Here is a 19083-nt window from a genome sequence, read left to right on the forward strand (position 1 = left end):
TTGACACTCTAACGGTGTTCGAGGACGCTGCCAGAGTGACTCTAACGGCGTTAGGGACCCCCTCGGGGGAGGCCGCTGCCGACCGTCCGCCCGCGGTCGAGGTCACCGGTCTGGTCAAGACGTTCGACGAGGTCGAGGCCGTGCGCGGCATCGACCTGTCGGTGCGCGGGGGAGAGCTGTTCGGCTTCCTCGGCCCGAACGGTGCGGGCAAGTCCACGACCATCAAGATCCTGTGCACGCTGCTGCGGCCCACCGCCGGCACCGCGCGCGTGGCCGGCTTCGACGTCGTCCGCGACCGCACCGAGGTGCGCCGGCACATCGGCCTGGTGTTCCAGGAGACGACCCTCGACGACCACCTGACCGCCGAGCAGAACCTCCGCTTCCACGCCGACATCTACGGGATGCCCAGGGCCGAGGTCAGGCCGCGGATCGACGTCGTCCTCGAGATGGTCGGCCTGACCGACCGCCGCGCCTCGCTCGTGCGCACCTTCTCCGGCGGCATGAAGCGCCGGCTGGAGATCGCCCGTGGGCTGCTGCACTCCCCGCGCGTGCTGTTCCTCGACGAGCCGACCATCGGGCTGGACCCGGAGTCGCGGGCGTCGTTGTGGCGCTACGTCGACCGGCTGCGCGCCGAGGAGGACATCACCGTCTTCCTCACCACGCACTACATGGACGAGGCCGAGCGCTGCGACCGCATCGCGATCGTCGACGCCGGCCGGATCGGCGCGCTGGACACGCCCTCGGCGCTCAAGGCCAGCGTGGGGCACGACCGGGTGCGGGTCGTGACCACGGACGACGATGCCGCCGAGGCGCTCGTGCGCGAGCGGCTGGGCGTGGAGACGGAGCGGGAGGGCGGCGCGCTGGTCGTCCTCACCCCCGACGGCGAGCAGTTCGTGCCGCGGCTGTTCGAGCTCGGCCTCACGGTGCGCTCGGTGAGCGTGTCCCGGCCGACGCTGGACGACGTGTTCCTGGCCTACACCGGCGCGCGCATGGCCGACCGCCAGGCCGCGGCCGGCCGCAGCCCGATGGTGGCGGCGATGTTCCGGGGAGGCCGGCGATGACGGCGACCACCGCCCCCGTCCGGCTCGCCGGCCGCGGGCTGCGGCACGAGCTGCGCGCGGTGAAGGTCGTCTGGCACCGCGACATCCTGCGGTTCCGCACCGACCGCGGCCGGATCCTGTCGTCGTTCGCCCAGCCGCTGCTGTTCCTGTTCGTGCTGGGCGAGGGCCTGGGCGCCACGATCCCGGTCGACGCCTTCGGCGACGCCGACTACTCGACGTTCCTGTTCCCCGGCGTGCTGGCCACCTCGGTCATGTTCACCGCCGTCTTCTCGGCGATCTCCATCGTCTGGGACCGCGAGCTCGGCTTCCTGCGGGAGATGCTCGTCGCGCCGGTCAGCCGGACCAGCATCGTGCTGGGCAAGGCGCTGGGCGGGGCGACCGTGGCGACGCTGCAGTCGGTCGTGCTGCTGGCGCTCGCCGGGCTGGTCGGCGTCCCGTACGCGCCGCTGATGATCGTGGGCACGGTCGCGCTGCTGTTCCTCGTCGCGTTCTCGATCACCGCGCTCGGCCTGGTCATCGCCGTCCGCGTCGACCAGATCCAGACCGTGATGCCCAGGGTGCAGCTGCTGCTCGCGCCGCTGATGTTCCTGTCCGGCGCCTTCTTCCCGGTCAGCGGCGCGCTGCCGGGGTGGCTGCACGTGCTGGCGCTGGCCAACCCGATCACCTACGGCGTCGACGCCGTGCGGCGGCTGGTCCTCCGGTACGTCGACCCCGCCGCGGCCGACGCCGTCGCGCTGCACTGGGGCGACTGGCCGGTGCCGGTCTGGCTCGACGTCGTCGTCGTGGCCGGGGTGGGCGCCGCGCTGCTCGCCGTCGCCGCCTGGCTGTTCAGCCGCCCCGAGTAGGGGAAGGACCACCCCTCCACCCCCACGCCTCGCGAGCTCGGCGCGGGCCCCTGGAGGGTGGCCGTTCCAGCGCCTCACCTGCGCCGGCGGGCGGCCACGAAGGCCATGGCCTCCTCGGCGAGGGCGAGGTCGGACTCGGGTGTGCCGTGGTCGAGGGCGACCCACTCGCGCATCGGGGTGCCGTTGGCCGCGGCGAAGGGCAGCCCGGTGCCGGCGGTGACCAGGCCCTCCACGCGGTGACGCGGCAGCTTCAGCACCAGCGCGCCGCCGACGACCATCGCGAAGATCGACCCGTCGACGGTGAGCGCGGCCGAACCGAAGCCCCGCCCCCCGCCCGCGCCGGGTGGACCGACGCCGGGCCGGGTGGCGAGGGCCTCCACCAGGAGGTCGAAGCGCCGGCCGGGGTCCACGACGAGGAGTCCAACGCCGGTCACCGGGGATGCGCAACGGGAACGCGCACCGGATCGGTGAGGATGTCGCGGTGAGTCGTCGCGGATGGGCGCTGTTCCTGGCCATGTCGGTCATCTGGGGAGTGCCCTACCTGCTGATCAAGGTGGCGGTCGAGGAGACGTCGCCGGTGGTCGTCGTCTTCGCCCGGTGCGTGATCGGGGCGGCGCTGCTGCTGCCGTGGACGCTCGCCCGCGGGCAGGTGCGGCCGGCGCTGCGGCACTGGCGGGCGCTGCTGGTGTTCACGGTCCTGGAGATGACCGGGCCCTGGCTGCTGCTGTCCTACGCCGAGGTGTCGCTGTCGAGCTCGCTGACCGGGCTGCTGGTGGCGTCGGTGCCGTTCGTCGCCGCGCTGGCCGCGCGGCTGCTGGGCGGTGAGGAGCGGCTGACCCCGGTGCGGCTCGCGGGCATGGGGCTGGGCGTCGTCGGCATCGCCGCGCTGCTCGGGCTCGACGTGGAGGGCATCGCGCTGCTGCCGGTGCTCGCCGTGGTGCTGGTGGTCGTCGGCTACGGCACCGCGCCGCTGGTGGCCAGCCGGTCGCTGGCCGACGTCCCGGGTGTGGCGGTCAGCGCGCTCGCGCTGACGATCACCGCCCTGGTGTACGCGCCGTTCGCGCTGCCGCGGGTCGGGGAGGTGGCCGACGCGTCGATGCCCGCGCTGGCGTCGTTGGTCGCGCTCGGGGTGGTGTGCACGGCGGTGGCGCTGGTGCTGTTCTTCGCGCTCATCCGCGAGGTCGGGCCGCAGCGGGCGCTGGTGATCACGTTCGTGAACCCGGCGGTCGCCGTGGTCGCCGGCGTCCTGCTGCTCGGGGAGCCGTTCACCCTCGGCCTCGCCGTCGGGCTGCCCCTGGTGCTCGTCGGCTGCGTGCTCGCCACCCGGCGCAACGCCCCCACTCCGGCTCCCGCCGCGGTGGACGCCGCGGTCCCCTGAGGCCCGCGGTCACGGCCGGACGGTCCGTGCTCCGACGCCGCGCACGCTCGCCCCTGGTCCGGGAGGCGGTCAGGCGGCGGGAGCGAGCAGGGGTGCCGGGGTGGTGATCTCGGTGCCGTCGGGCCGGCGGGTGCGCCAGGTGCCGCTCGGTTGTCGCTCGACGCGGAAGCCGTGGTGGACCTTGGTGTGGTGGCGTTCGCACAGCAGGGCTGCGTTGTCGAGGCTGGTGTCGCCGCCGTCGATCCAGTGGACCAGGTGGTGGACGTCGCACCACCAGGTCGGTGCACCGCACCCGGCGAACACGCACCCGCCGTCGCGGAGCTCGGCGGCGCGGCGGATGTGGCGGCTCATCAGCCGCTGCTCGCGGCCGAGGTCCAGTGGTGCGCCGTCGGGGCCGAGCACCACGCGGGAGATGGCGCCGTCGCAGGCCAGCCAGCGGGCTCTCGCGGCGGAGATGGTGGCGCCGAAGCCCATCCGCCCGGCGTTCGGCCGCCCGTGCGGGTCGACCAGGTCGTCGAGGTCGATGACGACGGCGATCTGCGGCCTGTGCCCGCGCAGCGTCGGCAGCGATCCGGCGGCGAGGGCGTTGTCGGCGACCTGCACCAGCGCGTCCCCGAGTCGCTGGGCGCGGGTGCGCTCGTCTCCGGCGGGCCGGTCGGCCTGCAGATGCGCCTCGAGTGCGGCCTGCAGCTTCTCGCCGCCGACCGCGTCCAGGTGCCCGCGGATGGTGAGGGAGCCGTCGGCGTGCCGGGTCAGCGTCAGCGACCGCCCCTCGGTCGGGTCGGGCTCGGGCCCGTCGGGGTCGAGGGCGTTGCAGTAGTGCTGCACCACCTGAGCCAGGTCGGCGTGCGGCTGCTCGACCGCCACGCCGGTGAGCACCGCGTCGATGACGGCCAGGTCCACCCCGGCGGCCGCGGCGGCGGTGAGGCGTTCGGGGGTCACCGCCCGCGCGGCGACGGCGACCTGCTCGGCGGTGACCAGTCCGGCGTCGTGGGCCTCGGCGAGGGCGGGCAGGTGCTCCAGCGCCCGGCCGGTGCGCACCAGCCGGGAGGCATCGGCGGTCGACAGCCGGCAGTGCCCGCGCAGCCAGGAGGCCATCGACCTCAGCCCGTCCCGCTCCGGCGCCTGGGACAGCTCCGCCGCCCGCACCGCGCGGGCCAGTCGGGCGTCGATCCGGTTGCGCTCGGCGACCAGCGCGGCGACGTCGTCGAGGACGTCACCGCTCCCCGGCTCGCCCGAACACATGATCGAAGTCTATTGGGTTCGACGACCGCCTGCACCCTGAATCCCCAGGTCAGCGGTCCGTCCACAGATCTCCGATCGCCGTCGTGCAGCCGGGCCGGACGGCCGTAGGAGGTGTCCATGACGACCGACCTGTCGGACGGCGGCACTAGCGTGGCCGTCGTGGAGCCCGTGCCGACCACCGACCGCGTGCGCTGCGCCTGGGGCGACAGCGCCCCCGAGTACGTCGCCTACCACGACGAGGAGTGGGGCACCCCGCTGCACGGCGACGACGCCCTGTTCGAGCGGCTCTGCCTCGAGGCGTTCCAGTCCGGCCTGTCCTGGATCACCATCCTGCGCAAGCGCCCCGCGTTCCGGGCCGCCTTCGCCGGCTTCTCCATCGACGCCGTCGCGGCCTTCACCGCCGACGACGAGGCCCGCCTGATGGCCGACGCCGGCATCGTCCGCAACCGCGCCAAGATCGCCGCCGCGATCCGGAACGCCCGTGCCGCGCAGGAGGTCCCGGAGGGCCTCTCGGCGCTGCTGTGGTCGTTCGCGCCGACGGGAGAGCGCCCGCGACCGGCCACCCTCGCCGACGTCCCGGCCACCAGTCCGGAGTCCACCGCGATGGCCAGGGAGCTCAAGCGGCGGGGCTTCGCCTTCGTCGGACCGACCACCGCCTACGCCCTCATGCAGGCCACCGGCATGGTCGACGACCACGTCGCGACGTGCTTCCGCGCCACCCGGGAGGGGGCTCCGGTTGGTTCCGTGGCGGTCATACGGGATCATGGGTAGCGGAGCTCACTGCACCGAGACACAGCCACACCGCAGCCGCACAGGGGCGACGGGTGGCCGGCGAAGGAGGCACGCATGGCGGCCATGAAGCCGCGCACGGGTGAAGGTCCCCTGGAGGTCACCAAGGAGGGGCGCGGCCTGGTCATGCGGGTGCCGCTCGAGGGCGGCGGCCGCCTGGTCGTCGAGTTGTCCCCCGACGAGGCCGCGGCGCTGTCCGAGGCGTTGAAGGGCGCGACCAGCTGAACGTCCCCGCGAGCTCGCCCTCGGGCAGCACCGCGCAGGACGACGCGGCCCCGGCCGCCGGCAGCACGCCGGCGACCGGGGCCGCACCCTTGCCGCGGGTCGAACTGCTGGCCCGCCTGCCGCGCCTCACCGAGGACGACGTCCTCGCCGTCCCGGTCGGCTCCGGCGGCACGCTGCCGACCTGGCTGACCTCGCCCGCCCCCGGCACCGCCCCGCCGGTCCCGGCCGGCCTGCTCACCGGCGCGCTGCAGGACACCGGCAACACCGGCCGGCCCGGCAAGGTCACCGACCTGCCCGTCCCCGGCCGCTCCCCGCGCAGCGTCGTCGCCGCCGGCCTCGGCGACGGGACGCTGCCGCACCTGCGCGGCTACGTCGCCACCGCGGTGCGCCGCGCGCAGACCCTCGCCGAGCACGGCGCCACCCGGCTGGTCCTGCCCCTCGACGGCGCTGCCGCCCCTGCCGGCGCCGACGAGGTCCGCGCCGCCGTCGAGGCCGCGCTGCTGGCCGGCTACCGGTTCCGCCAGACCTCCCGGCCGCACCCGCCGCGGCTGGCCACCGTCACCGTGGTCGCCACCGACGCCGACGACCCGGCCGTCGTCGCGGCCGCCCGCGCCGGGGAGGTCACCGGCTCCGCCGTCGCCTGGGCCCGCGACCTGGTCAACACCCCGCCGAACACCGAGGACCCGGCCTGGCTGGCGGCGCAGGCCGTCGAGCGGCTCTCCGGCCTGCCGCACGTGACCGTCACCGTGCTCGGCCCCGAGGAGCTCGCCGCGGGCGGCTTCGGCGGCGTGCTCGCCGTCGGCGGCGGCTCGGCGTCCCCGCCGCGGGTCGTCGTCGCCGCGTACGAGCCGCCCGGCGCCGGGCCCGGCCGGCCGGTTCTGGTCGGCAAGGGCATCACGTTCGACACCGGCGGCCTGCAGATCAAGCGCGGCCCCGGCATGCGCGAGATGAAGACCGACATGGCCGGGGGAGCGGCGGTGCTCGCCGCGGTCGACGCCGCCGCGCGGCTGGAGCTGCCGGTCGCGGTCACCGCCGTCGTCCCGGCCGCGGAGAACGCGGTGTCCGGGTCGTCCTACCGGCCCTCCGACGTCGTCCGGCACGTCGGCGGGCGCACCACCGAGGTCAGGAACACCGACGCCGAGGGCCGGATGGTGCTCGCCGACGGCCTCGCCCACGCCCGGCTGCACCTCGGCGCCACCGCGCTGGTCGACGTCGCCACGCTCACCGGCGCGATGCGCACCGCGCTCGGCGCCCGCACGGCCGGGCTGTACGCCACCACCGACGGGCTGGCCGGCGCGCTGTCCACCGCCGCGCTGCACGCCGGCGAGCGGGTCTGGCGGATGCCGCTGGCCGAGGAGTACGCCGACCTGCTCGACAGCGACGTCGCCGACGCGAACAACGCCCCCGGCAACCCCGGCGGCACCACCGCCGCGCTGTTCCTGCGCCCGTTCGCCGGCGACCTGCCGTGGGCGCACCTCGACATCGCGGGCCCGGCCCGGGCCGGCTCCGACGACGCCGAGGTGGTCAAGGGCGGCACCGGGTTCGGCGTCCGCACGCTGCTGCGCTGGCTGGAGGCCGGCGCCCCGCTCGACCCGCCGCCGACCGTGACGGACTGAGGAGCCCATGAGCACCGACGACACCGGAGTCGTCTTCCCCGCCGGCCCCGACGGGCGGCGCAGCACCGCGGCGGTCGGGCGCGCCGTCGTCGCCGACGCGCTGCGCCCGGTCGACCCGACCGGCGCCCGCGCCGCCGAGTCCGAGACCAACTGGCGGGCGGGCTACCTGGTGCACTTCCGCCGTCTGGTCGAGGCGGGGCTGGCCTCCCCGGACGCGGCCCGGGCCATCGCCGCGGCCGGCCTGGACGCCGTGCACGCCCGGCTGCGGGTGGCCACCGACGACGGCGAGCAGCCGCTGGCCGCGCTGCCCGCGGCGCCGGCCGGCCGGGTGCTGCGGACCCGCGAGGTGGCCGGCACCGCCGAGCCCGAGCGCGAGTTCACGCTGCCCTTCCACGGCCGGCGGCTGCGCGGCGACGACCTGCTGCGCCAGGTGGACACCTGGGTCGAGGGCGGCATCGCCGAACCCAGCCTCGGCGAGGCGGTGCGCACCGTCGCCGCGCACCCGGAGTGGCTGTCGCTGCCCGGCCGGACCGTCGTCGTGCTCGGCGCGGGCGCGGAGATGGGCCCGCTGACGGCGCTGCTGCGGTGGGGCGCCACCGTGGCCGGGGTCGACCTGCCGCGGCCGGACCTGTGGCGGCGGGTGCTCGACACCGCCCGCCGCGGCGCCGGACGGCTGCTGCTGCCCGCCACCGCCGACGACGGCGACCTCGCCGGCACCGCGGGCGCCGACCTCGTGCGCGAGGTGCCCGCCGTCGGCGACTGGGTGGCCGGCCTGCCCGGCGACCCGGTGCTCGGCGACTACGTCTACGCCGACGGCGCCACCAACGTGCGGGTGTCGGCGGCGGTCGACGCGCTCACCCTCCGCCTGCAGCGCGACCGTCCCGACCTCGCGCTGGCCTTCCTCGCCACGCCCACCGACGTCTTCGCCGTCCCCGGCGACGCCGTCGAGCAGTCGGCGCGCGCCTACGCCGGCCGCTCCCGCGCCGGCAAGCTCCTCGGCCGGCCGCTGCGCACCCTCTCGGCCGGGCGGCTGCTGCAGCGGGCGTACGTGCCGGGCACCGACCCGGGCATCAGCGACAGCCTGGTCGCGCAGCAGGGCCCGAACTACGCGCTGGCCAAGCGGCTGCAGCGGTGGCGGGCGACCGTCGCGCGGGCGGCCGGGACGACGGTGTCGATGAACGTCGCGCCGCCCACCCGCACCCGCTCGGTGGTGAAGAACCGCGCGCTGGCCGCCGCCTACGCGGGGGCGCACCGCTTCGGCGTCGAGGTGTTCGAGCCGGCGACGTCGAACGTGCTCATGGCCGCGCTGCTGGTGCACGACCTGCACACCGGAGGCGGGCCGCGGCACGAGCAGCCGTGGCAGGACGAGGCGTACGCCGCCGTCCACGGCGGGCTGTGGCGGGCGGCCTACGCCCCGCGCAGCGCGCTCGGGCTCGCCGCGGTGCTGGGCCTCGGTGCCGCGCGGGGCTGACACCCCGCGCGGGGCTGGGACGCCGCGGGCCCGGTGGCTCGTCCCGCTGCTGGTGGCCCTGGCCGTCGTCGCGGTGACGGCCGGGGTGCTGGCGGCCCGCGTCCCGGGTGGCGCCGAGGCCGCGGGCACCGGCGTGCCGGGCGGACCCACCCCGGCCGCGGAGCCGACCGGGCCCACCCCGGCACCCGGCGCGCCGGAGGTGCCGCAGCCGGTGACGCCGACCTGCTCGCCGCTGGGCCTGCTCGTCACCGCCGGCCCGGTCGACGCCGGGCTCGGCCACCGCGGCGTCGTCGTCACCGTGACCAACTGCGGGGACGCGCCGCGGGACGTCACCGGCTACGCCGGAGTCGAGGTGCTCGACGGGACGGGCCGGCCGATGCCGTTCACCGTGGCGCACGAGTCGAGCTACACGGTCATCGACCCGGGGCCGGCCCCGCTGGTGCTGCAGCCGGGCCAGAGCGCGGTCACCGGCGTCTCCTGGTCGGCCACGGTCACCGACGGCGGGCTCACCGAGGGGCAGGCGCTGCGCGTCGTCCCGGTGCCCGGTGACCCGGGTCAGGTCCTGCCGGTGTGGGTCGACGCCGGCACCACCGGGGAGATCGCCGTCGCCGCCTGGGCGACGGAGCTCGCGCGGTAGCGCCTCACTCGCCGGTGACGCCGTCCACCGCCTCGCGCAGCAGGTCGGCGTGGCCGTTGTGCCGGGCGGTCTCCTCGACCAGGTGCAGCAGCATCCAGCGCAGGCTGAACCGGTTGCCGTTGCGCAGCGGCACCACCGACAGCGCGTCCAGCGACCCGGCCGCCGCGACCACCGCGTCGGTGCGCCGGCCGGCCTCCCGGTAGCGCTCGCGCAGCACCTCCGGCTCGAGGTCCACGGCGGCGTAGAACTCCCAGTCGGGGGTCGCGTCCCAGTCGACGCCGTCCCACGGCGCGGGCTCCGGCTCCCCGGCGAACCGCTCCACCGCCCAGGTCTCCTCCACCAGCGCGAGGTGGTACAGCAGCCCGGCCAGGGTGAGCGACGACGGCGGGTGCGCCCGGGCCAGCTGCTCGCGCGTGAGCCCCTCGGTCTTCAGCAGCAGCGTCTCGCGCTGGTAGGCGAGGTAGCCGGTCAGCGTGGTGGTCTCGTCGGCGGTCTCCGGCGGGTCGGTGCGCACCGGAGGACCCTCGCACGCCGGGGCGCGTCAGGCCGGGCCGACCAGCCCCGCGACGATCTCCGCCGACAGGGTGACCAGCGGCAGCCCGCCGCCCGGGTGCGACGAGCCGCCGACCAGGTACAGCCCGCGCACCGGGGCGGCGTTGCCCGGGCGCAGGAACGCCGCGCGGGCGCCGTTGCTCGAGGTGCCGTAGATCGAGCCGCCGACGCTGCCGGTCTCGCGGGCGAGGTCGGCCGGCGTGCGGGCCACCGACCAGCGCAGCCGGGACCGGACGTCGAGCCCGCGCGCGGCCATCACCTCCAGCACCCGGGTGGCGTAGCGGTCGGCGAGGCCCAGGGTGTCCCAGTCGACGCCGCACTCGGGGTCGTGCCGCGGCGCGTTGACCAGGACGAACCACGACTCGCTGTCGTCGTCGGGCCGGGTGGCGGGGTCGTCGGGAGCGCTGACGTAGACGGTCGGGTCGGGCACCGGGCAGGGCAGGCCGCGGTGCCGGCCGGTGCCGAAGACCGCGTCGAACTCGGCGTCGTAGTCGGCGGGGAAGGCGACGGTGTGGTGCGCCAGGCCCGGCGTGCGGCCACGCAGCGCGAGCAGCAGCACGAACCCCGACAGCGACGGCGTCGCCCGGGTCAGGCCGCGCCGCACCGCGCGGGTGCGCCGGTCCGGCGGCAGCAGCCCGGCGTACAGGGCGGTGGCGTCGGCGCCGGAGACGACGACGTCGGCGGTCACCTCGCCGCCCTCGGCGAGCTCCACCCCGGCGACCCGGCCGCCGTCGCGCAGCACCCGCCGGACCGGCGTGCCGGTGCGGACGTCGGCGCCGTGCTCGCGGGCCCGCTCGGCCACCGCCTCGGCCAGCCGGTGCAGCCCGCCGCGCACGTACCAGGAGCCGAACGCCTGCTCGACGTAGGGCACGGTGGCCAGCACGGCGGGCGCGCGCCGCGGGTCGGAGCCGGAGTAGGTGGCGTAGCGGTCGAGCAGCACGCGCAGCCGCGGGTCGCGCAGGTAGCGGGAGCCCAGGCCGCGCAGCGTCTGCCAGGGCGCGACGGCGGCGACGTCGGCCGGGTCGCGGGCCAGCCGGGCCAGGGTGGCCGCGCCGCGCAGCGGCGAGCGGAGGAACGGCTGCTCGGTGATCGCCCACATCGCGCCGGCGCGCTCGAGCAGCGCCTGCCACTGCGTGCCGGCGTCGTCGCCGAGGGCGGCGTCGAGCGCGCCGGGGACCGCCTCGAGGTGCCCGGGGACGGCCAGCCGGGTGCCGTCGGCGAACCGGTAGTCGACGGCGGGGTCGAGCCGGACGAGGTCGACGGACTCCTCCAGCGGGCCGCCGGTGGCGTCGAACAGGTCGCGCAGCACCTGCGGCAGCGTGACCAGGCTCGGGCCGGTGTCGAAGGCGTGGCCGTCGCGGGCGTACCAGCCGAGTTTGCCGCCGACGGCGCCGGACTGCTCCAGCACGGCCACCCGGTGCCCGAGCGCGCCGAGCCGCGCCGCGGCAGCGAGGCCGCCCAGCCCGGCGCCGACGACCACCACCCGTGCCACAGCGTCACCGTAGTGCCGCGGCTCACCGCCCGATCGGGTGATCACCCGAGGTGGCGGGGCCCGGCTCCCCGGCCCACGATCGGCACACCTGCGGAGCCGACGCGGGAGCACGACAGGAGGACGACCCGTGCGGACGGCGGTGTGCTCGACGGCGGTGCTGGTGGTGGTGCTGACCGGGTGCTCGGACGTGCACCTGCCCGACGTCGAGCAGGTGGCCGGGGACTTCGCGACGGCCGATCCCGCCATCCGCTGCGACCTGCTCACCGACGCGGCGGTGCGGGCGCTGGAGCACGAGGAGCCGACCGGCTGCCCCGTGGCGCTCGAGGAGCTCCCGCTCGGCACCGGCGGCGTCGTCACCGCGCAGGTCTGGGGTCAGGAGGCCCAGGTGCGGCTCACCGACGACACGCTCTTCCTCTCCCGCGCGCCCGACGGCTGGGAGGTGGCCGCGGCCGGCTGCCGGCCCTCCGGCGAGGGGCGCTACGACTGCCTGGTGGAGGGCTCGTGAGATCCGTGCGCGGGGTGTTCCTGGCCTACCTGCTGGTCGTCTTCGGCGGCGTGGCCTACTGCCTGGTCCTCGCCCTGCTCGGGCGGTGAGCGGAGTGCGGCGGTTCGTCCGGGAGAACTCGCTGAGCCTGGGCTTCGGACTGCTGTTCCTGCTCAGCCTGGCCGGGCAGGCGGTGGCCGGGGCGGCCCAGACGAGCGAGGACCGCCAGGCCGAGGGCCTCGCCCCGGTCACCCTGGCGCACTACGTGACCTCGTCGTCGTTCGCCGTCGACGTCATGGAGAACTGGCAGTCGGAGTACCTGCAGTTCTTCCTCTACGTGTTCGCCACCGTCTGGCTGGTGCAGCGGGGGTCGCCGGAGTCCAAGGAGCTGGACGACGCCGGGACCGAGAGCGACGAGGACCAGCTGACGGGCGCCCACGCCCGCGACGACTCGCCGGCGTGGGCGCGGCCGGGCGGCTGGCGCGGCGCGCTGTTCTCCCGGTCCCTGGGGCTGCTGTTCGCCGGGATCTTCCTGCTGACCTGGGCGGCGACCTCGGTCGCCGGCTGGGCGGCGTACAACACCGGGCAGCTGCAGTCGCACGCGGACCCGGTGAGCTGGGTGGCCTACCTCGGCCACGCCGACTTCTGGAACCGCAGCTTCCAGAACTGGCAGTCGGAGATGCTGGCAGTCGGCTCGATGGCGGTGTTTGCCGTCTACCTGCGCCAGCGGGGGTCGCCGGAGTCCAAGCCGGTCGGCGCGTCCCACTCCGACACCGGCGCCACGGGGTGAGGACCGCTCAGGCGAGCAGCCCGGCCAGCGCCGCGTCGGAGGCGGCCAGCGCCGTCCGGTCGTGCGTGCTGCCCGCGGCGACGAGCTCGGTCGCGCCCGTGCGCTCGGCCAGCTCCGCCAGCCGCGCGGCCACCCGCGAGGCGGTGCCGGCGACCGCCGTGGCCGCCGTCCGCTCCGCGTGCCGCCGCTGCACGGCCGTCATCGGCGCTGCCTCCACCGCGGCCACCGGCTCCAGCGGCGGGAAGACGCCGGTGGTGCGCGCCTGCGCCATCGCCCACGCCTCGGGCAGCAGCAGGTCGGCGGCCTCGGCCGCGGTGTCGGCGACGAGCACGTCCAGGCTGATCGCGACCTCCGGCTCCGGCGCCTGCTCCGAGGGCCGGTAGGCGCGGCGGTAGCGGGCCAGCGCCTGCCGCCCCGGCTCCGGGTCGCCGGCCACCCCCAGCAGCGGCCCGCCGACGACGACCGGCAGGCCGAGTGCCGCGGCGACCTCCAGGCCGCGCCCGGTGGCCAGCACCCACATCGGCACGTCGCCGGCCGGGCGCGGGTGCATCGTGATCTCCGCGGTGCCGTCGAGGTGGGCGCGCAGCTCGGCGAGGTCGGCGGCGAAGTCGCGCTCGGCCTCCCGCAGCGCCCGGCGCACGGGCGGGGTGAAGCCCGGTGAGCGGCCCAGGCCCAGGTCGACGCGGCCGGGCGCGAAGGCGGTGAGGGTGGCGAACTGCTCGGCGACGACGAGCGGCTGGTGGTGCGGCAGCATGACGCCGGCCGAGCCCAGCCGGATCGTCGTCGTCCGGCCGGCGACCGCGGCCAGCAGCACGGCGGGCGCGGCCCCGGCGATGCCGGGCACGCCGTGGTGCTCGGCGACCCAGAACCGCCCGTAGCCCAGCCGCTCGGCCGCCACGGCCCGCTCGACGGTGCCGCGCAGCGCCGCCGCGTCCGGCTCGCCGGCGCGGGTGCGCGAGCGGTCGAGCAGCGAGAGGCGCATCAGAACGCGTACCGCACGCGCAGCCAGGGCGCGTGGGAGGCGATGAGCTCCCGCAGCCGCTCGACGCCGGCCCGCTTGACGTCGTTGCGGTAGCGCACGTTCCACTGGCCGTTCTGGCTGCGCTTGGGCTGCTGCAGGTCCGGCCGCCACAGCAGGTCCTCGGCCTTCGGGTGCCAGCCGAGGTTGACCTCGTGCAGGTCCCGGTTGTGGGTCAGCATGATCACCTCGGCGGCCGCCTGGGCCTTGGCCGCGGGGGAGAGGGTGTCGTCGAGCTGCCGCAGCAGCTGCGCCCAGTCGGCCTCCCACCCGTCGCGCAGCACCACCGGCGAGAGGTTGAGGTGCACCTCGTACCCCGCCTCGACGAAGTCGTCGACGGCGGCGACGCGCTCGGCGATCCGGCTGGTCCGCACGTCGACGACCCTCGAGTCGGCGTCGGGCATGAGCGAGAAGCGGATGCGGGTGCGGCCCTGCGGGTCGAGGTCGAGCAGCTGCCGGTTGACGTACTTGGTGGCGAACGACGCCTTGGCGGTGGGCAGCCCGCGGAAGGTGGCGACCAGGTCGGCGACGTTGTCGCTGACCAGCGCGTCGACCGAGCAGTCGCTGTTCTCGCCGATGTCGTAGACCCAGCTGACCGGGTCCACCTGGTCGGGCTCGGTCTTGAGCCCCTGCCGGGCGACGTGCCGGCGCAGGTAGCCGGTGATCTGCTCGATGTTGGTGAAGACGGTGATCGGGTTGGCGTAGCCCTTCTGCCGCGGCACGTAGCAGTAGGCGCAGGCCATCGCGCAGCCGTTCGCCGTCGAGGGGGCGATCCAGTCGGCCGAGCGGCCGTTCGGGCGGGCGGTGAGCGACTTCTTCACGCCGAGCACCAGCGTCTCGGTCTTCACCCGCACCCAGCGGTCCACGTTGCCCTCGTTGCCGTGCAGCTCGGGGATCTTCCAGTGCGAGGGCACCTCGACGACCTCCGCGCCGGGGAAGCGGGCGAGCACCTCGCGGCCGCGGGCGGAGTCCAGGGCGGCCGGCTCGGCGTAGACCGTGCGGACGTCGAGCAGGCGGGTGGGGGAGGGGACGGGCGCGGCGGACGGCGGAGGCGCTGCGGTCACGCGGGGTACAGCGCCCGCGCGCGAGCCCGGATTCCGCCCCTGACCTGCGGGGACGGTCACACGGTGCGGATCAGCGGTGCCGGTCCGGGGCGAGCTCGTGGACGTCGAGGCGGCCCTGCTCGATGTCCTCGGCGACGTCCTCCACGGCGCGTCCGCCGGCGTAGGCCTCGGCGCGCAGCAGGTCCAGGGCGGTGGCCGGGTCGGTCTCCAGCGCCATCGCCGCCCGCCCCGCGGCCCGCACCACCGCGGCCCGCCGGCGCGCCTCGGGGCCGTGCAGCCAGTCGGGGCCGCGCTCGGCCGGCCAGTCCGACCAGACGGCGGCGTCGCTGAGCGCCGCGGTGACCAGCTCGCCGACGGCCATCGCCGCGAAGACGTCCAGGCCCGGCACGGCGGCCTCGTCGGTGAAGTACAGGTCGAGCGCCCCGGCGCCGGCGAGGTCCTCGCGCAGCGGGAGGGCGACCACCGCGCGGAACGGCGTCTGCGCGGTGAGCAGGTCGGCGAAGGGCATCCAGCGCCGCCGCAAGTCGGCCAGCAGCGCGAAGACCGGCTGCCGGGTCTCCTGGGCCTCCCAGCAGGGCCCCGCGCCGACGGTGAACTGCAGGCGCTCGGCGCAGGCGGCCACGGTGGTGCTCGCCCCGATCGGGATGCGCAGGCCGGACGCGTCGACGACCGACAGTCCCGCCGCGTCGACCCCGAGGGTGGTGACGCACGCCCGGGAGAGGCGGACCGGCAGCAGCTCGGCCGACTCGGGGCCCCGGGTGGCTTCCGCGTCCAGCGCCGCGGCGAACCGTGTGGCGATGGTCACACGTCATCCTCACCCGCTGCGGCCCCCGCGGCCATCCCGGTCACCCCGTCGCGTCCGGCCGGTGCGTGTACGCCGCCTCGCGGACCGCGTCGTCGTCCTCCAGGCCCGCGCCCAGCGCCCCGCCGACCGTCGCCAGCGAGCTGGTCAGCCACGCCAGCTCCAGGTAGTCGCCGATCGCGGCCGGGTGGCCCAGCCCCTCGGCGAACAGCGCGGACGGCACCAGCAGCAGCGAGCCGACCAGCGCGAGGGTGAACAGCGCGGCGTAGAGGGTGAGCACCCCGATGACCACGGTCGCGACGGTGGCCAGGTTGAACAGCGCCACCTGCTTGCGCACCCGGCGCGACCGGGCCCGCTCCCACAGCCCCGCCCCGACGACCAGCGTCGCGCAGATGGCCACCACCGACCCCAGCCCGACGGTGGACAGCCGCAGCCAGCCGAACCGGTCGGCCAGCCGCCAGATGTCGGCGGTCACCAGGGCGAAGACGCCGGCCGCGACCGCCGCCGTCAGCGCGCGGGACAGCCGGATGGTCAGCCGCCACGGCCGGTTGGCGCGCACCATGCCGACCAGCAGCCGCAGGTTGCCCGACAGCACCCGGGCGGTGAACCGGACGCCCTCGGCGGTGTCGGCCGGGTCGGTGGCCAGCTCGCGCACCCGGCGGCGCAGCGCGGCCGGGTCGTCGTCGCCCTCGGCGTCACCGAGCAGCGTGCGGACCAGCCCGACCGTCGTCTGCAGCGCGCGGCGGCGCCGGCCGACCGCGCCCAGGGCCGGCAGGGACAGCACCGCGACGCCGTGCACCGGGCTCGCGTGCGCGACGACGGTGCGCCGGTCGACCGCCAGCGGCAGGTCGGTGACGACGACGGCGAGGTCCCACTCCTCCGACAGGAGCCGGTCGCGCGCCGCGGCGACGATCTCCGCGTCGTCGGCCGGTGGCTGGACCAGCCCGTCCTCGACCACGCGGACGTCCCACGCGACGTCGGGGTGCCGCTCGCGCAGCGCGCCGACCAGGTCGCCGGCCAGCTCGTCGGCCACCTCCACCGGCGCGCCGGGCGCGGCGACCAGCCCCACGACGACGTCGGCCGGCCCCGCCGCCTCGCCGGTCAGGGGGCTCTCCGGTGCCGTGCTCACAGCCTCAACTGCTCCTCGCGTCCGGTCTGCCACTCGACCATGACGATGCTCGCGTCGTCCTGCAGCCGGCCGTCCTGGTGCTGCATGACGCTGCCCATGAGCCGGCGCATCGTCTCCGGCGGCGGGTCGCCGGCGAGCTCGGCGCGCACCACCAGGTCCGCGAGCCGGTCCTCGCCGAAGAACGCGCCCTCGGGCGAGCGCGCCTCGACGACCCCGTCGGTGTAGAGCAGGACGCGGTCCCCGGGGCGCAGCTGCATCCGGCACACCGCGGGCGCCGCCGCCAGCAGCCCCAGCGGGCGCGCCGGCGGGCAGGCCGGCGGCCGGATCAGGGCGCCGTCGCGCACGACGATCGGGTCGGGGTGCCCGCAGTTCACCCAGGTCACCAGTCCGGTGTCGAGGTCGAGCCGGGCGACGGCCGCGGTGGCGAACCGGCTGCCGGCGAACTGGCCGGCGACGACGGCGTCCATCGCGGCCGCGATCGCCGGGAGGTCGAGGCCCGTGCGCCGGGCGTGCCGGTAGGCACCGACGGCCGCGGTGGCCAGGAGGGCGGCGGGCAGGCCGTGGCCGACGGCGTCGAGCACGGCCAGGTCCACCAGCGCGCCGTTGACCGCGTAGTCGAAGGTGTCCCCGCCGATCTCGTAGCTGGGCTCGAGCGCGCCGGTGATGACGACGCGGTCGCTGGCGTAGGTCAGCGGCGGCAGGAGCTCCCACTGGATCTCCGCGGCCAGCGTGAGCTCCCGCCGCCGCCGCAGCCGGGCGAACAGGTCGCTGTAGGCGTCGCGCGTGACGACCAGCTCGGCGACCAGCGAGGCGAAGGACCGCGCGTCGTCCTCGAGCTCCGGCGTAGGGTCGCCGTCGAGGACGTACTCGACCACGCCGATCCGCTCGGCGCCGTCGAGCAGCGGCACCCACAGGCTGGCCGGGCCGTCGCCGGCCGGCGCGTGGACCGGCTCGACCCGCCGGAACGCGCGCCCGGCCACCGACCCGTCGATGGTCACCTCGTGCCGGAGGGGCACGCCCTCGCCGCCCAGCGGCAGCAGGACGTGCTGGGCGTAGTCGGCGAGGTAGACGACCGCCCCCCGGACGCCCAGGCGCCGCGCCTGCTCCGCGACCACGGCGCCGAGGTCGTCGGCGGACAGGTGGTGCGACGCACGGACGAGCGCCCGGACGGGGTCCCGGTCGGACGGGCGCGGATCGGTGGCCACGAGGGGTCAGGATCGCATCCCGGCCCGCGGCGGGCGCGGGGAGCGGGTCGCGGGGATCATCCCCGGGCGTCGAGGACGGCCCGGTAGACGCCGACCGTCTGCTGCGCGATCGCCGGCCAGCCGAACTCCGACAGCACCCGCTCCCGGCCCGCGGCGCCCATCGCCGCGGCCCGGGTCGGGTCGGCGAGCAGCTCGGCGATGCGCGCGGCCAGCCCGGCCTCGAAGGCGGCGACGTCGTCGGGGTCGTAGGGGACCAGCAGCCCGGTGACGCCGTCGGCCACGACCTCGGGGATCCCGCCGACGGCGCTGGCGACCACGGCCGTGCCGCAGGCGGCGGCCTCGAGGTTGACGATGCCCAGCGGCTCGTAGACCGAGGGGACGACGAACACCGTCGCCCCGGTGATCAGCGGCACCAGCTGCTCGCGCGGCAGCATCGCCTCGATCCAGACGACGCCCGGCCGGCGGGCCTGCAGCTCGGCAACGGCGTCGGCGACCTGCTGCCGCTCGGCCGGGGTGTCGGCGGCGCCGGCGCACAGCACCAGGCCGGCGTCGGCCGGCAGCTGCTCGGCCGCCCGCAGCAGGTGGACGACGCCCTTCTGCCGGGTGATCCGGCCGACGAACAGGGCGTAGGGCCGGTCGGGGTCGACCCCGAGCGAGCGGACGACGTCGGGCGCGGGGGTGGGCCGGTAGGCCTCGGCGTCCACGCCGTTGCCGACGACGTGCACGCGGGCCGGGTCGAGGTCGGGATAGGCGTCGAGGACGTCGGCGCGCATGCCGTGGCTCACCGCGATGACGGCGTCCGCGGCGAGGTAGGCGGTGCGCTCCACCCACGACGACAGCCGGTAGCCGCCGCCGAGCTGGTCGGCCTTCCACGGCCGCCGCGGCTCCAGCGAGTGCGCGGTCACCACGTGCGGCACCCCGTGCACGAGCCCGGCGAGCAGCCCGGCGCCGTTGGCGTACCAGGTGTGGCTGTGCACGAGGTCCACCCCGGCCAGGGCCGCGGCGATCTCGACGTCGGTGCCCAGCGCCTGCAGCGCGCCGTTGGCCTCGGCCAGGCCCGGCGGCACCGCCCAGCCGCGGGCGTCGGTCCGGGGGCCGCCGAACGCGTGCACCTCCAGGTCCGGGCCCGCGGGCAGCGAGCGCAGGGCCGCGACGAGGTGCTCGACGTGCACGCCGGCCCCGCCGTAGACGTCTGGGGGCCACTCACGGGTGACGATGCCGATCCGCACGGCGGTCACCCTAGGGGGCGGGGAGTGCGGAGGCGGGGCGACGGCGGACGC

At 76.5% G+C, this 19083-nt stretch carries 20 protein-coding genes; 10 read left to right on the forward strand and 10 right to left on the reverse strand.

Annotation, left to right across the window (positions count from 1 at the left end):
• Positions 1-14: 14 nt before the first annotated feature.
• Positions 15-1061, forward strand: coding sequence for an ATP-binding cassette domain-containing protein (locus ACI8AK_RS15320; RefSeq protein WP_456956948.1), 1047 nt, complete (start codon positions 15-17; stop codon positions 1059-1061).
• Positions 1058-1906 (forward strand): ABC transporter permease, encoded by an 849-nt coding sequence (locus ACI8AK_RS15325; protein WP_456902318.1) that lies wholly within the window; start codon positions 1058-1060, stop codon positions 1904-1906. Before ACI8AK_RS15320 ends, ACI8AK_RS15325 begins: the two co-directional genes overlap by 4 nt.
• A 74-nt stretch (positions 1907-1980) precedes the next feature.
• Here ACI8AK_RS15325 and ACI8AK_RS15330 read toward each other — a convergent pair whose 3' ends face one another.
• Positions 1981-2340, reverse strand: a complete 360-nt coding sequence (locus ACI8AK_RS15330; protein WP_456902319.1) for a hypothetical protein — start codon at positions 2338-2340, stop codon at positions 1981-1983.
• Between the two features lie 47 nt (positions 2341-2387).
• Between ACI8AK_RS15330 and ACI8AK_RS15335 the strand changes: the two genes are divergently transcribed.
• The gene (locus ACI8AK_RS15335; protein WP_456956950.1) at positions 2388-3284 is read left to right on the forward strand and encodes a DMT family transporter; all 897 of its coding nucleotides are present in this window, start codon (positions 2388-2390) and stop codon (positions 3282-3284) included.
• Positions 3285-3353: 69 nt separating this feature from the next.
• On the opposite strand, the gene ACI8AK_RS15340 is transcribed toward ACI8AK_RS15335, so the two are convergent.
• Positions 3354-4529 (reverse strand): DUF222 domain-containing protein, encoded by a 1176-nt coding sequence (locus ACI8AK_RS15340; RefSeq protein WP_456956952.1) that lies wholly within the window; start codon positions 4527-4529, stop codon positions 3354-3356.
• Between the two features lie 117 nt (positions 4530-4646).
• On the opposite strand from ACI8AK_RS15340, the gene ACI8AK_RS15345 reads away from it, so the two are divergent.
• The 5 genes from ACI8AK_RS15345 (at position 4647) to ACI8AK_RS15365 (ending at position 9267) form a co-directional block, all read left to right on the forward strand.
• Positions 4647-5300, forward strand: coding sequence for a DNA-3-methyladenine glycosylase I (locus ACI8AK_RS15345; protein ID WP_387986240.1), 654 nt, complete (start codon positions 4647-4649; stop codon positions 5298-5300).
• 75 nt (positions 5301-5375) lie between these two features.
• Positions 5376-5543 carry a DUF3117 domain-containing protein gene (locus ACI8AK_RS15350; protein WP_012947303.1) on the forward strand — a complete coding sequence of 56 codons (168 nt, stop codon included), beginning with the start codon at positions 5376-5378 and terminating at the stop codon, positions 5541-5543.
• An 89-nt stretch (positions 5544-5632) separates the two neighbouring features.
• Entirely contained in the window at positions 5633-7159 is a 1527-nt protein-coding gene (locus ACI8AK_RS15355) for a leucyl aminopeptidase family protein (protein ID WP_456956954.1), read from the forward strand.
• A gap of 7 nt (positions 7160-7166) precedes the next feature.
• The gene (locus ACI8AK_RS15360) at positions 7167-8630 is read left to right on the forward strand and encodes a hypothetical protein (protein ID WP_456902322.1); all 1464 of its coding nucleotides are present in this window, start codon (positions 7167-7169) and stop codon (positions 8628-8630) included.
• Positions 8614-9267: a DUF4232 domain-containing protein gene (locus ACI8AK_RS15365; protein WP_387986230.1), complete on the forward strand. Its 654-nt coding sequence runs from the start codon at positions 8614-8616 to the stop codon at positions 9265-9267. Before ACI8AK_RS15360 ends, ACI8AK_RS15365 begins: the two co-directional genes overlap by 17 nt.
• 4 nt (positions 9268-9271) lie before the next feature.
• Here ACI8AK_RS15365 and ACI8AK_RS15370 read toward each other — a convergent pair whose 3' ends face one another.
• Positions 9272-9781 (reverse strand): DinB family protein, encoded by a 510-nt coding sequence (locus ACI8AK_RS15370; protein ID WP_456956956.1) that lies wholly within the window; start codon positions 9779-9781, stop codon positions 9272-9274.
• A 27-nt stretch (positions 9782-9808) separates the two neighbouring features.
• Entirely contained in the window at positions 9809-11311 is a 1503-nt protein-coding gene (locus tag ACI8AK_RS15375; RefSeq protein WP_456956958.1) for a phytoene desaturase family protein, read from the reverse strand.
• Positions 11312-11438: 127 nt separating this feature from the next.
• Here ACI8AK_RS15375 and ACI8AK_RS15380 point away from each other — a divergent pair, with 127 nt between their 5' ends.
• Complete coding sequence (locus tag ACI8AK_RS15380; protein WP_456956960.1) at positions 11439-11816, forward strand: hypothetical protein; 378 nt, start codon at positions 11439-11441, stop codon at positions 11814-11816.
• Positions 11817-11901: 85 nt separating this feature from the next.
• A complete protein-coding gene (locus ACI8AK_RS15385) occupies positions 11902-12585 on the forward strand; it encodes a DUF6766 family protein (protein ID WP_456902325.1) in 684 nt (227 codons plus the stop codon).
• A gap of 7 nt (positions 12586-12592) precedes the next feature.
• On the opposite strand, the gene ACI8AK_RS15390 is transcribed toward ACI8AK_RS15385, so the two are convergent.
• The 6 genes from ACI8AK_RS15390 to glgA all read right to left on the reverse strand — a co-directional run bounded on the left by ACI8AK_RS15390 (position 12593) and on the right by glgA (position 19032).
• Positions 12593-13567 carry an MsnO8 family LLM class oxidoreductase gene (locus ACI8AK_RS15390; protein ID WP_456956962.1) on the reverse strand — a complete coding sequence of 325 codons (975 nt, stop codon included), beginning with the start codon at positions 13565-13567 and terminating at the stop codon, positions 12593-12595.
• Positions 13567-14667 carry a spore photoproduct lyase family protein gene (locus ACI8AK_RS15395; protein WP_387986214.1) on the reverse strand — a complete coding sequence of 367 codons (1101 nt, stop codon included), beginning with the start codon at positions 14665-14667 and terminating at the stop codon, positions 13567-13569. Before ACI8AK_RS15395 ends, ACI8AK_RS15390 begins: the two co-directional genes overlap by 1 nt.
• A gap of 70 nt (positions 14668-14737) precedes the next feature.
• Positions 14738-15472, reverse strand: coding sequence for a GAF domain-containing protein (locus ACI8AK_RS15400; RefSeq protein ID WP_456956964.1), 735 nt, complete (start codon positions 15470-15472; stop codon positions 14738-14740).
• Positions 15473-15512: 40 nt separating this feature from the next.
• Positions 15513-16598, reverse strand: a complete 1086-nt coding sequence (locus ACI8AK_RS15405) for a hypothetical protein (protein ID WP_456956966.1) — start codon at positions 16596-16598, stop codon at positions 15513-15515.
• Positions 16595-17803 carry a PP2C family protein-serine/threonine phosphatase gene (locus ACI8AK_RS15410; RefSeq protein WP_456956968.1) on the reverse strand — a complete coding sequence of 403 codons (1209 nt, stop codon included), beginning with the start codon at positions 17801-17803 and terminating at the stop codon, positions 16595-16597. Before ACI8AK_RS15410 ends, ACI8AK_RS15405 begins: the two co-directional genes overlap by 4 nt.
• Before the next feature lie 56 nt (positions 17804-17859).
• Complete coding sequence (glgA, locus tag ACI8AK_RS15415; protein ID WP_387986204.1) at positions 17860-19032, reverse strand: glycogen synthase; 1173 nt, start codon at positions 19030-19032, stop codon at positions 17860-17862.
• Positions 19033-19083: the final 51 nt, after the last annotated feature.

It is taken from the genome of Geodermatophilus sp. SYSU D00867 (genome assembly GCF_054050315.1).

Excerpts from the sequence above, each read along its gene's own strand:
- ACI8AK_RS15360 (WP_456902322.1), top strand. The coding sequence starts at position 7,167 with ATGAGCACCGACGACACCGGAGTCGTCTTCCCCGCCGGCCCCGACGGG.
- ACI8AK_RS15390 (WP_456956962.1), bottom strand. The coding sequence starts at position 13,567 with ATGCGCCTCTCGCTGCTCGACCGCTCGCGCACCCGCGCCGGCGAGCCG.
- ACI8AK_RS15350 (WP_012947303.1), top strand. The coding sequence starts at position 5,376 with ATGGCGGCCATGAAGCCGCGCACGGGTGAAGGTCCCCTGGAGGTCACC.
- ACI8AK_RS15325 (WP_456902318.1), top strand. The coding sequence starts at position 1,058 with ATGACGGCGACCACCGCCCCCGTCCGGCTCGCCGGCCGCGGGCTGCGG.
- ACI8AK_RS15340 (WP_456956952.1), bottom strand. The coding sequence starts at position 4,529 with ATGTGTTCGGGCGAGCCGGGGAGCGGTGACGTCCTCGACGACGTCGCC.
- ACI8AK_RS15345 (WP_387986240.1), top strand. The coding sequence starts at position 4,647 with ATGACGACCGACCTGTCGGACGGCGGCACTAGCGTGGCCGTCGTGGAG.